General features: G+C 54.6%; 10 protein-coding genes. 5 read left to right on the forward strand and 5 right to left on the reverse strand.

What is annotated here, in order from left to right; translation table 11 throughout:
• Nucleotides 1–145: 145 nt before the first annotated feature.
• Nucleotides 146–901 (reverse strand): PEP-CTERM sorting domain-containing protein, encoded by a 756-nt coding sequence (locus KI809_RS03935; RefSeq protein WP_246559168.1) that lies wholly within the window; start codon nucleotides 899–901, stop codon nucleotides 146–148.
• A gap of 602 nt (nucleotides 902–1,503) precedes the next feature.
• Here KI809_RS03935 and KI809_RS03940 point away from each other — a divergent pair.
• The 5 genes from KI809_RS03940 (at nucleotide 1,504) to KI809_RS03960 (ending at nucleotide 9,460) form a co-directional block, all read left to right on the forward strand.
• The gene (locus KI809_RS03940) at nucleotides 1,504–3,537 is read left to right on the forward strand and encodes an ATP-dependent helicase (protein WP_214170187.1); all 2,034 of its coding nucleotides are present in this window, start codon (nucleotides 1,504–1,506) and stop codon (nucleotides 3,535–3,537) included.
• Nucleotides 3,538–3,617: 80 nt separating this feature from the next.
• Nucleotides 3,618–5,069 (forward strand): PAS domain-containing sensor histidine kinase, encoded by a 1,452-nt coding sequence (locus KI809_RS03945; protein ID WP_214170188.1) that lies wholly within the window; start codon nucleotides 3,618–3,620, stop codon nucleotides 5,067–5,069.
• On the forward strand, nucleotides 5,066–5,704 hold the full coding sequence (locus KI809_RS03950) for a response regulator (protein WP_214170189.1): 639 nt from the start codon (nucleotides 5,066–5,068) through the stop codon (nucleotides 5,702–5,704). The genes KI809_RS03945 and KI809_RS03950 overlap by 4 nt, the downstream gene beginning before the upstream one ends.
• Before the next feature lie 239 nt (nucleotides 5,705–5,943).
• On the forward strand, nucleotides 5,944–7,557 hold the full coding sequence (locus tag KI809_RS03955; RefSeq protein ID WP_214170190.1) for a methyl-accepting chemotaxis protein: 1,614 nt from the start codon (nucleotides 5,944–5,946) through the stop codon (nucleotides 7,555–7,557).
• Between the two features lie 265 nt (nucleotides 7,558–7,822).
• Complete coding sequence (locus KI809_RS03960; protein WP_214170191.1) at nucleotides 7,823–9,460, forward strand: methyl-accepting chemotaxis protein; 1,638 nt, start codon at nucleotides 7,823–7,825, stop codon at nucleotides 9,458–9,460.
• Between the two features lie 88 nt (nucleotides 9,461–9,548).
• On the opposite strand, the gene KI809_RS03965 is transcribed toward KI809_RS03960, so the two are convergent.
• The 4 genes from KI809_RS03965 to KI809_RS03980 form a co-directional block, all read right to left on the reverse strand.
• Nucleotides 9,549–9,977 (reverse strand): hypothetical protein, encoded by a 429-nt coding sequence (locus KI809_RS03965; protein ID WP_214170192.1) that lies wholly within the window; start codon nucleotides 9,975–9,977, stop codon nucleotides 9,549–9,551.
• Nucleotides 9,978–10,010: 33 nt separating this feature from the next.
• Nucleotides 10,011–10,379: a hypothetical protein gene (locus KI809_RS03970; protein ID WP_214170193.1), complete on the reverse strand. Its 369-nt coding sequence runs from the start codon at nucleotides 10,377–10,379 to the stop codon at nucleotides 10,011–10,013.
• Nucleotides 10,380–10,446: 67 nt separating this feature from the next.
• Nucleotides 10,447–11,778, reverse strand: a complete 1,332-nt coding sequence (locus KI809_RS03975) for a DEAD/DEAH box helicase (protein WP_214170194.1) — start codon at nucleotides 11,776–11,778, stop codon at nucleotides 10,447–10,449.
• Between the two features lie 74 nt (nucleotides 11,779–11,852).
• The gene (locus tag KI809_RS03980; RefSeq protein ID WP_214170195.1) at nucleotides 11,853–12,590 is read right to left on the reverse strand and encodes a DUF3108 domain-containing protein; all 738 of its coding nucleotides are present in this window, start codon (nucleotides 12,588–12,590) and stop codon (nucleotides 11,853–11,855) included.
• Nucleotides 12,591–12,648: the final 58 nt, after the last annotated feature.

The following is a 12,648-nucleotide window of genomic DNA, read 5'->3' on the forward strand; positions in this document are numbered from 1 at the left end:
TTGCCCTTTGCTTACAAAAACTTCTCAGGTTTTTGTAAGCAGACAAATAAATGGACAGTATTAATAGTCAATTGCCTCAAAAAAAAGGCGATGCTTTTGAAAGCACCGCCTTTTTTACTGATTCAGGAAAACCTGTATTTGCAAGTTACGCTTTCCTATTTTTCCTGCGGATACCGTACCCCGCAAGCCCCAAAAGTCCGGCCCCGAGGAGCACTATAGAAGCCGGTTCAGGAACAGGGCTCTGGACGACATCATTGCCGCACGTCAATGTCCAGGAATAACTCCAACTGTCCCCAACAAGAAGAGGAGTATTGAATGTATACGAAGCATTGAAAGGATCATTGGTTAAACCGCTAAAGAAAACCGTTCCAAGCGATGGAAGACCTTTCAGAAGCTCATCAGCTATTGCAACAGGCTGATTATGACGCTCATAAGCTGTGATATACGGTCCGATTTGCCCAAAACCCGGCCCAGAATTAGTATTTGGTCCATACAAAAACCTCTGATCCGATGCATTGAGCGAGGAAATATCGTACAATGCATAATCACCGGCGGCTGATTTATCAAAGGTCCTCACAATATAATCCCATATATGATCATCGGCTGAACTTTTTACATTAATAAACAGGTCGCCGGCTTTGAATGTTCCCCAACCAATACCATGTTCCCAAGAAGGGTCATTAGAAATTGAAAAGCTCGATAGCATGTTATTAGAAACCTCATAAGTCCCGCCAGTAATCTGAGGCTTGCCGAGAACATCCTTAGAATCCTGATAAGCACTAGAATCCCAACCAGCCCAGTGTGTTGTCGGATCATCAAAACTTACTGTTTCACTATTAGCAGCCTGGCTTATGACAAGCTGTGCTACAAAAGCGACGCCTATTACCAATACGCGTTTCATAATCAGATCCTCCTTTTTAAAGTGAGTGTGGGATATAATTAATCTAATTTAATTAGCGAGCATTTTATGTGCCAGCCGTATAACATACTGATTTACTTGATTTCAACGTCGCAAAAAAACAGATAAGAATTAGTTTGTAAATAATGTCGACAAGGATTAACAACGACGTTTTACGCCCACGACAAGTCATTACCAGCTAAAAGCCCTAATGCAAGGCTCTTGCAGACTATGATAGAGTACACCTTTAACGTCAGATAAGTTTAAATACTGTTAATCATCTCGACAAAAGGCAACGAATCATCAAAGTTCAGCACTAGCGATTCAAGAAACTGTTGCCCGGTTTCGATGGAAAAACTTAAAGCGATAGAATTCGGTTAGGTGAATAGAGCCAAAGCAGTTAATCTATGCGGCACAAGAATAAATAGTCGGTGCTGGGCACATGCAACCACTGCTTTAACTTGTGCCACTTTCTGCCGTTTGAAGCTTGACTGAAAAACCGACTTGTAACCTGCAAACTTACAGATTACAATCGCGACGTTGATAAGGAGACCTGGCAGATCCTATCCCTGCCAGGTCTCTTTTCGTCATAAGAAGGAACTGTCATGTTCGACCTGAAATCACTGAATCCCCAGCAGCGAACCGCTGCCACCCATACTGAAGGACCTTTGCTGGTACTGGCCGGCGCCGGTTCCGGCAAGACCAAGGTCATCACCTGTCGCATCGCCCATCTCATTGAAAACAAAGAGGTGCCGCCGGAAAACATACTAGCGGTCACCTTTACCAACAAGGCGGCCCGCGAGATGCAGGAGCGGATGAAAGAACTGGTGGGGAGCCGCGGCAAAGGGATGACAATCTCCACCTTTCACTCGCTCGGGGTAAAGATCCTCCGCCAGGATATCCGCAAGCTCGGCTACAAAAAGAATTTCTCGATCTACTCCACCTCCGACCAGCTTGGCCTGATCCGGCAAGCGTTGCGGGAAACCAACGACACCCAGAAGAAGTTCGACCCGGACTCGATCCTGTGGAAGATCTCCGGCGCTAAGAACGCCCTGCTCACTCCGGAGCAGTACCGGCCAACCGGTTTTGACGAAAGCGAACAGATGGCCGTTGCCATCTACCCCCGCTATCAGGCGCTGCTCAAGAGCTGCAACGCCATCGACTTCGACGACCTGATCATGCTGACCGTCAGGCTGCTGCGCGACTTCCCCGAGGTGCTGGCCAAGTGGCAGCAACAGTTCCGCTACATCATGGTGGACGAGTACCAGGACACCAACCCCTCCCAGTACCTGCTGATCTCGATGCTCGCCGCACAGAACCGCAACATCTGCGTGGTCGGCGACGACGACCAGTCGATCTACGGCTGGCGCGGTGCAGACGTCGAAAAGATCCTCAATTTCGAGCACGATTACCACGGTTGCAAGGTGGTGATGCTGGAGCAGAACTATCGCTCCACCGGCAACATCCTCGATGCGGCGAACCATGTCATCAGCAACAATACCAAGCGCAAGGTCAAGGCTCTATGGACCGAAAGCGGGCCGGGACGGCCGATCGACCTGATCGTGGCCGCCGACGACGAAGAGGAGGCCACCACTGTGGTCGAGCGGATCGAGACCACCTGTTTCCGCGACAAGGTCAGCTACGGCGACTGCGCCATCCTCTACCGCACCAATGCCCAAAGCAGGCCGTTCGAGGAGCAGCTCCGCTTTGCCGGCATCCCCTATGTCCTGATAGGCGGCATGCAGTTCTATGAGCGGAAAGAGGTCAAGGATTCCCTGGCCTGGCTCCGGACCATCGCCAACCCCGAGGATGAGCAGTCGCTGCTGCGGATCATCAACTTTCCGAAACGCGGCATCGGCGAGACGACCATCCTCAAGATCAACCAGTGGTCCATGGAGCAGGGGATACCGCTGTTCGAGGCATTGGGGAGGGCTGCGGAGATCGACGGCATCACCGAAGCGGTGCGGGCCAAGGTGCAGGCGTTTCATGACCTGCTGAGCGGAGAAATCGCGAATTTCGCCGCCCCCGGTCACCTGGCGGACAAGGTCGACCGGCTGTTCCGCAAGATCGGCCTTGAGGAGGAGCTGTACCGCACCATTGACGACCAGGCCACTGCCCGCAGAAAGGTGGAGAACATCGAACAGGTGATCAATTCGCTGGCCGGTTTCGAGAGCAGCTCAGCAAAAGCCACCCTGCCGCTCTTTCTGGAAAAAGTAACCCTGATGGACGAGGACCGTTTCTCCGGCAAAGATAAGAAAGAGCATGGCCGCGATGCCGTCACCCTGATGTCGCTCCACTCCAGCAAGGGTCTGGAGTTCCCCATGGTGTGGCTGGTGGGGTTGGAAGAGGAGATCCTGCCGCACAAGAAGTCGATCTACGAGGATTTTTCCATTGACGAGGAACGGCGGCTGATGTATGTGGGGATCACCCGCGCCCGGCGCCACCTGACCATCACCCGCTGCCTGCAACGGAAACAGTACGGCAAGATGCAGGAGCGCCACCCCTCCCGCTTTCTGGAAGAGATTCCGGAACAGCTGGTCAACCTGCAGCAGGTTGCCGGGGCCCAGGCGCTCAACGAAGATGAGGCCGAGAAAATGGCCGGAGACTTCTTTGCCAAGATGAAAGGGATGCTAGGGTGAGAGCCGATCCGCTTGCATCTGCTGCCAACATTTTCCCGAGTTCGACCAAATCATCAGCTGGACCAGGAACCGACTGAACAATGCCCCTTAAGAGCCTGCCCAAAGAACCCGACCTATTCTACCGGTCACTGATCGAAGACTATCCGGAACTGATCTGTCGCTGGCTGCCGGACACAACCATTATTTTTGTTAATGAGGCATATAGCCGGTTTATCGGGATGCCCCGAACCGAACTGCTCGGCAAGCGTTTTCTTGATCTGCTCGATGCCGCCAACAGAGCCACCCTGGCAACGGTCATAGAGTGTCATTTTCAAACGCTGCAGCGCACCAGCCCCACAAATGTCTTTGAATACCAGCAACAGTTTGGCGAAAATTCCCAGCACTGGGTGGAATGGTTCACCAAGGCGCTCTTTGACGATGATAACCACATCGTAGAGTTTCAGTCCATCGGCAGGGATATTACCCAGCGCAAGGCGGCGGAGGAAGCGCTCAACCGGAGCGAAGCAAACTACCGCATCCTGCTGGACAACATCCCGCGGTCGATCTTCCTCAAGAACCAGGACTCGGTATTTGTGGCGTGCAATCGAAGATTTGCCCAAATCCTGGGGAGTTCGCCGGAAGAGGTTGCCGGCAAGACCGATTTCGATTATCTCCCCCAGCAGGAAGCAGATAGAATTCGCGAGGATGACCTGAGAATCATGGCCAACGGCGTCTCCGAAGAGTTCATTGAGCAGGTCAGTGCTCATGGCCGCAAGCTATCGGTCCACACCTGCAAGTCCCCGGTTCGAGATGAGCGCGGCTCGATCTGCGGCGTTCTGGGGATGTTCCTCGACGTGACCAGTGAAATGGAAGCCGAGCAGCGGCAGCGCGAGGAGCATGAAAAGCTGAAAGCCTATGCCCGGCAGCAAGTAATGCGGCTGGAGGATGAAAGGCTGCATATCGCCCGGGATATCCACGACGAACTGGGCCAGAATCTGACTGTTATTTCCTTTGAGCTGTCCCATCTCAAAAAGAAAATCGCCCCAGATGATGCTGATGCCCAACAGCGGCTAACCGCGCTGGAGCAGCTTGCCCGGGATAGCATCAAAGCGGTAAACTCCATCTGCACCAGGCTGCGGCCATCACTGCTTGACGAAGTCGGTCTAAGCGCAGCTATAGATTGGTCGGCAAAGGAGTTCACCGGCCGGACCGGCATCAGCTGTAATGCCGAGGTCGACCCGGCTGTCTGCATCTTTGCTGATCACGCCACCACGATATTCAGAATCTGCCAGGAGGCCCTGACCAACATTGCCCGCCACTCGCGTGCCACGGAAGCCTCAATCGCCTTTTACAAGAAAAGGAACTCCTGTATCCTGGAAATTACTGATAACGGTAAAGGCATTACCCAAAAGCAAGCCGAAGGCGGGAATTCTTACGGCATCATGGGGATTCGCGAGCGGGCAAAACTGATGAACGCAACCGTGGCCATCAAAGGGCATCGCACCAAAGGCACCACAATAAAACTGACCATACCGTGCGGGGAAAACCCATGAATATCCTGATTGTGGACGACCATTCCGTAGTGCGCAAAGGGCTGATGCAGATCATCGAAGAAGATCCCTCGCTGGAAGCGCGCTTTTTTGAGACAGCCACGGCCCAGGAGGCAACCCGGATCTTGGCCGGTCACCCTATTGAACTGGTGATCCTGGATATTTCGCTCCCGGGCAAGGGGGGACTGGACCTGCTGAAAGAGATCCGCACCGGGAAAAACGAGGTACCGGTTCTGATCGTCAGCATGTACCCTGAGGAGCAGTATGCCATCCGCGCCCTCAAACTCGGCGCCAACGGCTATCTGTCAAAGGCTACGGCCGCGGAAGACCTGATTTGCGCGATCAAGCAGCTAACGACCAGCGGCAAATATATCAGTCCCGCCCTCTCTTCCCTCCTGGCAGCGGAAGTAGCCTCGGGGAGACCGCTGGGGAAACTCCCCCACGAGATGTTGTCCTACCGGGAACTGCAGATAGCCTGCCTGTTGGCTTCGGGCAAGAGTTCCCAAGAGGCGGCGGCCGAACTTTGCCTGAGCGTAAAGACCATCGGTTCATACCGCTCCAGGCTGATGCAAAAACTCAACGTAAGAAACAACGCCGAACTGACCTCTTACTGTATCCGCCACGCCTTGGTGTCATAACAGCTCACCACCCCTGCAACCAGCCGCAACTGCCGTTAAACCGCATAGCTAACCCCACGGACTCAATCCACAAATCCCCATCACTACTTTTGTTGTAGGTAAATGCCGCACAGCCGATTCCGCATTTGCCGGTATTAATATAAATAACGCGATAACGATATGTAGTTAAGGCGGGAATAGCCCTGCAACATTAGATCTGTTCTTGCATCCTCATCATCATATCAAAGGAGATGTGCAACATGGCAACCATCAAGTCAAAGCTGATCGCAAACGCAATCATTGTGCTGCTGACCGTAGTGGCGATCATCGGCATGGAATATCATGAGCTGAACGTGCTGAAAAATCTTCAGGACCAGGGAGCACAACGGGCCGATAATGCCATACTTGCCGGCACCGGGGCCAGGGTCGGACTGTCGCTATCCTCTGTCATCTCCGGTGCCATCATCAACAGGGACCTGGACGAAGTGGCCAAGAGCTGGCCCGAAACCAAGGAGAAAAACTTCAAGCGACTGGATGAGGTCGAAAAGGCCGCTGACACCAAAGAAGAAAAAGAATGGGCTGTTGAGGCGAAAAAGGCTGCGGTAGAGGTAGCAAACATCTTCGAAAACAAAACCTTGCCCCTGCTGCGTTCCACGACCGGCATAACCAAAGAAATCATTGCCCTGGACGAGGCGAGCGACAAGCAGGTACAGATCATTCGGGAAAATATGTTGAAGATAGAAGAGTCCATCCGCAAAGAAGCCAAAGAGGCGGACAAGGAGTATGATGCGGAAATCCGTAAGACCATCACGGAATCGCTGATAATAGGGTTGATCGGCATTCTGCTCCAGATGGGTCTTGCCGGCTGGCTGCTCAATTCGATACTCAAGCCGGTAACCGCCATGGTAACCATGTTCCGGGATATGGCGCAAGGCGAAGGGGATTTGACCCAGCGGCTCAATGCTGACAGCAAGGACGAAATCGCTGTTGCCAGCGGCTTCTTCAATCAGTTCGTGGAAAAACTGCATCGGATTATCTCCAGCGTAGCCGGCAACACCAGCCAGGTGGCCGCTGCCGCCACCCAGTTGATGGCTACGGCGGAACAGATCGCCACCGGCGCCGAAGAGGTTGCGGCCCAGGCCGGCACCGTGGCCACTGCCGGCGAAGAGATGTCAGCCACCTCCGGCGATATCGCCCAGAACTGCCAGATGGCTGCCGAGGGAAGCAATCAGGCGAGCCAGGCTGCCAGTTCCGGCTCTGCAGTGGTCAACAATACCGTCCAGGTCATGAGCCGGATCGCCAGCCGGGTACAGGAGACCGCCAAGACCGTTGAGAGCCTGGGGGCCAGGAGCGACCAGATCGGCGCCATCGTCGCCACCATCCAGGACATCGCCGACCAGACCAACCTGCTGGCCTTGAACGCTGCCATCGAGGCGGCCCGTGCCGGTGAGCAGGGGCGCGGTTTTGCCGTGGTCGCCGACGAGGTGCGGGCCCTGGCCGAGCGGACCACCAAGGCGACCCGCGAGATCAGCGAAATGATCAAGGCGATCCAGAACGAGACCAAGGGAGCAGTGGCGGCCATGGAGGCCGGGGTACAGGAGGTTGAGCAGGGGACCATGGAAGCAGCCAAGAGCGGCACAGCGCTGCAGGAGATCCTGGAGCAGATCAATGCCGTCACCATGCAGGTGAACCAGGTGGCCACAGCTGCCGAAGAGCAGACCGCCACCACCGGCGAGATCAGCAACAACATCCACCAGATTACCGAAGTGGTTCAGGAGACAGCCAAGGGCGCCCAGGAATCAGCCACTGCCGCCAACCAACTGGCCAGGACCGCTGAGGAGTTGCAGCGGATTGTCGGGCAGTTCAAACTGTAATAATGCAGCTTACGACACATATCATTAAGGATAAAAAAGGGGGCCCAGCCCTCTTTTTTATTGGGAAAAGAGACCATTATCAGGGAACCCCTGATAGCACAAGTAGGGTTTTCCCTAAAAAAATCTAAAGCCATATTCATGTATGCCGATAAACCATATTAATTAAACAGTGATACTTCTTTACAGACTCAACACTAAATACCAACCAAACAGTAACAATTCTTTACAGACTCAACACTGGTTATTAATTGCAAGGAGGGTGTACATGCTCAGCAACATGAAAATCTCTACCAGGCTTATCCTCAGTTTCAGTCTCATCCTGTTTATCCTGGTGGTTGTCAGCGGTACCGGGTACTTTGGGCAGCAGAAATCAAAGTTCTATATCTATGAAATAGCTGAAAAGGATGCCAAACTGGTCGAGTACGCCCAGCGCACACGCGCCAATATCAATATGCTCCGCCGCTATGAAAAAGACTTGTTCATGAATATCGGCTCTGCAGACAAGGTAGAGGATTATAAAAAGAAGTGGAATGAATCACTGGAACACTTTAATGACCGCATCGCTTCTATGGAAAAGTTGGCGGATACGACAAAACAGAAAGAGACCCTGGCAACGATCAAGACCAATATTAAGGGTTATGCCGATGGCTTCGGCAAGGTTTATGAGCAGGTTAAGAGCGGCGCAATTACCACGCCGCAGGATGGCAACAAGGCAATCGGTCAGTACAAAGAGCAAACTCACGGTGCCGAAGCTGCAATAACTAATCTGGCAAAAGAGCAGGATGCCGAACTGGAAAAACAGGTAAAAGAAGCTGAATCTACAAGCAGTAAAATCCAAACCACGATGCTGGGGCTGGCGATAGTCGCCATCATCCTTGCCCTGGCCATGATGCTGGTGGTTATCCGTTCCATCAAAAAACCGCTCACCGCAGTGCATGACATGGTTATCGATATCGCCCAGGGAGAAGGAGACCTGACCAAACGGCTCGATTACCGGTCGCGGGACGAACTGGGGGATATCTGCACCGGGTTTAACACCTTCATGGACAAACTGCACGCGATCATCACCAGCATTGCCAGCAACACCACCCAGGTGGCGGCTGCCGCCTCGCAACTGATGACCGCTTCAGAACAGATTGCCACCGGCGCCGAAGAGGTTGCGGCCCAGGCTTCCACCGTAGCCACTGCCGGCGAAGAGATGTCAGCCACCTCCGGCGATATCGCCCAGAACTGCCAGATGGCCGCCGAAGGGAGCAACCAGGCGAGCCGGGCCGCCAGCGAAGGTTCGCAGGTGGTCAACAACACCGTCCAGGTTATGGGACGGATTGCCAGCCGGGTACAGGAGACCGCTAAGACCGTCGAGAGCCTGGGCGCCAGGAGTGACCAGATCGGCGCCATCGTCGCCACCATCCAGGATATCGCCGACCAGACCAACCTGCTCGCCTTGAACGCTGCCATAGAGGCGGCCCGGGCCGGTGAGCAGGGGCGCGGCTTTGCCGTGGTCGCCGACGAGGTGCGGGCCCTGGCCGAGCGGACCACCAAAGCAACCCGCGAGATCAGCGAGATGATCAAGGCGATCCAGAACGAGACCAAAGGGGCGGTAGCGGCCATGGATGCCGGAGTGCGCGAGGTTGAACAGGGGACCAGCGAAGCCGCCAAGTGCGGTACTGCGCTGCAGGAGATCCTGGAGCAGATCAATGCCGTTACCATGCAGGTGAACCAGGTGGCCACTGCTGCCGAAGAGCAGACCGCTACCACCGGCGAGATCAGCAACAACATCCACCAGATCACCGAGGTGGTGCAGGAGACCTCAAAAGGCGCCCATGAGTCGGCCACTTCCGCCAACCAGCTGGCCAGGACCGCCGAGGAACTGCAGCGGATCGTCAGGCAGTTCAAGCTATAGCAGCCTCAAGCGACACTTTTCATGCAAAAAGGCCTTCCGGAAACGGAAGGCCTTTTGTTATCCATCATGAGCAGTTACGAAAGACCGGCTACTTCAGCCCCTCTTTCATCTCTTTGACCTCTTTTTTGGCATCCTCATGGGCGCCCTTGAGCTGCTGTTTCTTGGTGTCTTTCTTTTTCTTCAGGTCCTTGACATCACCTTTGGCCTTTTCCTTCAGCTTTTCCCCTTCAGCCTTGGTGTCGTCTGCAGCCTTCTTCCCTTCCTGCTTTTTCTTGTCCAGCTCGGCCTTGCGCTCATCCTGCTTCTTCTTCATCTCGGCCTTCTTGTCAGCCTGTTTCTTCTTGGCATCTTCGGCCTTGGTGTTAAGATCCTTGTCAGCCTTGTCCAGCTTGCCCTTCAGCTCGGACTCCTTTTTGAGCAGCTTATCGGCAGGCGATACCGGCTCAGCGGCAAGACAGGTGCCGCACAGTGCAGCACAGGCTGCCAGAGTTACCACAAGTGTCATCATCTTCTTCATTTGAGAAATCCCCCCACGCTATTGGATATGATGCTACTCGACCTTTTTCATCTCGGTTCCGCAGCTACAGTTGCCCGGTTTCTGGCTTACCGTGCCGCAGCTGCACCCTTCGCCACAGGCACAGGCATACTTGGCCTTTGTCGGAAAGGTAAGCTCTTTCCCCTCGACCTTGACAAAGATCTTGCCGGCATCCACCTTTTCAACCGTGGTCTTGGCCATCTCGTTGCCGCAACTGCACTTCCCTGCCTTGCGCGACATAGTCATGCAGTCGCACCCGGCGCCGCAGGCGCAGACGTACACAGCATCGCCCTTCTTGTAGACCGGCAGCTCCTTGTCGGCATAAACCGAAGCGGCCAGGGCAAAGGTTAAAGCAACGACAACAGCGATAATCCCTTTTTTCATGAAAGCACCTCCATGGTTAGATTGATATCCTTACAGAATAACAACTTCCGGCTGCCTGTCCAGAGGTTCAGTTTGCAGCGGTTCCCGGTTGCGCACTGCCAGCCTCCGGCTTTTTCTTGGCCGGTCGTCTGCGCTTCTTCTTGGGCGGCGCAGTATTTCCGGTGGCCTCGCCCGGCCGCGCATGCGGATGCTGATGGCTTTTGCCGTGGGTCTTCACTTCAAGTTGCTTGTGTTTCGGCTTACTCCGCTTGTAGTCGTGAACAAAGAGATCGTCTTCGGCCCATTCTACTTCGATCTTCTCCTTGATGTACTCGTGGATCGCCTCGAGGTGAAAGGCCCCATCCTCGTCGGCAAAGGAAATCGCCTTCCCCTCGGCTCCGGCCCTGGCCGTCCGGCCGATGCGGTGGACATAATCCTCGGCATCCTGCGGCAGATCGTAGTTAATGACGTGCGATACCCCCTCGATATGCAACCCCCGGGAGGCGACATCCGTGGCGATCAGGATCGGCAGCTTCCCCTCTTTGAACTGTTCCAGGATCCTCATCCGCTTCTTCTGGTCAACATCGCCGGAAATCATGCGGCAGGGGAAATCATTGGCCATCAGCCGTTCATTGAGAAACTCTGCCTCCCGCTTGGTATTGATGAAAATCATGGTGCGTTCCATCCCCTCGCGGCGCAGTAGTCCCAGCAACAGCGGAAACTTCTCCTTGCGGCCCACATGGTACAGCACCTGCTGTACCCGTTCCGCAGTCATCTGCTCCGGGGTTACCTGGACCTTCTGCGGAAGGTTCATGAACTCGTAAGCCAGCTCCATAACCCGCTGGTTGAGGGTAGCCGAAAACATCAGGTTCTGGCGTTTGTCGAACGGCGGCAGCCGGCGGAGAATAAACCGGAGGTCGGCAATGAAACCCATGTCGAACATCCGGTCCGCCTCGTCGATGACCAGCGCCTCGATCTTGCTCAGCGAGTAGACCTTCTGCTTCAGGTAATCGATCAGCCGGCCCGGGGTGCCGATGACAATATCGGCGCCCTCGCGCAGGGCGTTCCGCTGCAGCATGTAATCCACGCCGCCGTATATCGCTTGAACCGAGAGGCCGCAGTGCTTGCCCAGCAGCTGGGCATCCTGTTCTATCTGCACCACCAGCTCACGCGTCGGCGCCAGAACCAGCGCCCGCGGATGCTGCTTGTCACCCTGCTTCTCCTGGTTCAACAACCGGGTAAAGAGCGTCACTAGAAATGCTGCGGTCTTGCCGGTACCGGTCTGGGCCTGGCCGGCCACATCTTTGCCGGAAAGCGCTAGCGGTAGGGTTTCAGCCTGGATCTGGGTGCAATCGACAAACCCGGCATCCTCGATCCCCTTCATAACTTGTTCCGGCAGTTTCAATTCACTAAATTTCATTTATTTTCCTTAGAGTTGGCAATTTCTCGATCACCGTAACACAGGAGGGGGGTAATGGCAAGGAACGACGCCATCTAATAATTGCCGCCGATGAGCAGCGCCGTGACACTCCCCACCTTGACCTTGGTCTGGGCCTTGACCGGTATTCTCCGATGGTCGTCGGTCAACCAGATAACCGCCCCCTTCTTCCCTTCGAAAACCCCTTCCGGCTTGACCATCGGCTCAATGGCAATGGTGTCGAACTCGCCGACCGGGGTGCTGACCCGTTCTTTGCGCAGCACCCGGATCTCGATCCGCTGCAACTCCTTGCCGTCAAGGACATGCAGATAAACCGGCTTGCCGACCTGCAGGTCGAGAAACCGGGCATGCAGAAAACTGGAATAAATATCGTAGGTATTTTCCACAATCGGCACTTCGACCCGCTCGGTGCCCATCAGATCGTGGTAGACCGCCTTGCGGCCGGCCTGGTCAAAGGTGATCTCCCGGTCGCGCGCCCTGCGCCCCTCACGGATCTGCATTCTGAAGTAATAAGACTTGCCGGGAAACGGCTCTTCTTTGGTGGTAAAGCTGTCGGTACGATCATTGACCGGAAAGAACGCGGAGAGCCACTCGTTGGATTTGGCAGTGGAAACAACCCGCCGCACCTCCCCCTCGTCAACAATCTCCTGGGTGGCGGTTCCCACCGGGATGCCGGACCAGGAGAGCCGATAGATGAGCTTTTCCGGTATCCGGCCCGCAGCAAAGACGCTACCAGAGGCAAACAAGACAAACAACGCCAGCGACGAAGCAAATATTTTGGCTAATAATTTCATGGTGTAAGCTTACCTCAGTTGCACGACGACGTCCAGAGCGGCAACGATGCAGATTGGC

The organism is Geoanaerobacter pelophilus, assembly GCF_018476885.1.
In the GTDB taxonomy this organism is placed as follows: Bacteria; Desulfobacterota; Desulfuromonadia; order Geobacterales; family DSM-12255; genus Geoanaerobacter; species Geoanaerobacter pelophilus.

Coding starts and splice junctions, on each gene's coding strand:
- KI809_RS03935 (WP_246559168.1), bottom strand. CDS start 901: ATGAAACGCGTATTGGTAATAGGCGTCGCTTTTGTAGCACAGCTTGTC.
- KI809_RS03940 (WP_214170187.1), top strand. CDS start 1,504: ATGTTCGACCTGAAATCACTGAATCCCCAGCAGCGAACCGCTGCCACC.
- KI809_RS03945 (WP_214170188.1), top strand. CDS start 3,618: ATGCCCCTTAAGAGCCTGCCCAAAGAACCCGACCTATTCTACCGGTCA.
- KI809_RS03950 (WP_214170189.1), top strand. CDS start 5,066: ATGAATATCCTGATTGTGGACGACCATTCCGTAGTGCGCAAAGGGCTG.
- KI809_RS03955 (WP_214170190.1), top strand. CDS start 5,944: ATGGCAACCATCAAGTCAAAGCTGATCGCAAACGCAATCATTGTGCTG.
- KI809_RS03960 (WP_214170191.1), top strand. CDS start 7,823: ATGCTCAGCAACATGAAAATCTCTACCAGGCTTATCCTCAGTTTCAGT.
- KI809_RS03965 (WP_214170192.1), bottom strand. CDS start 9,977: ATGAAGAAGATGATGACACTTGTGGTAACTCTGGCAGCCTGTGCTGCA.
- KI809_RS03970 (WP_214170193.1), bottom strand. CDS start 10,379: ATGAAAAAAGGGATTATCGCTGTTGTCGTTGCTTTAACCTTTGCCCTG.
- KI809_RS03975 (WP_214170194.1), bottom strand. CDS start 11,778: ATGAAATTTAGTGAATTGAAACTGCCGGAACAAGTTATGAAGGGGATC.
- KI809_RS03980 (WP_214170195.1), bottom strand. CDS start 12,590: ATGAAATTATTAGCCAAAATATTTGCTTCGTCGCTGGCGTTGTTTGTC.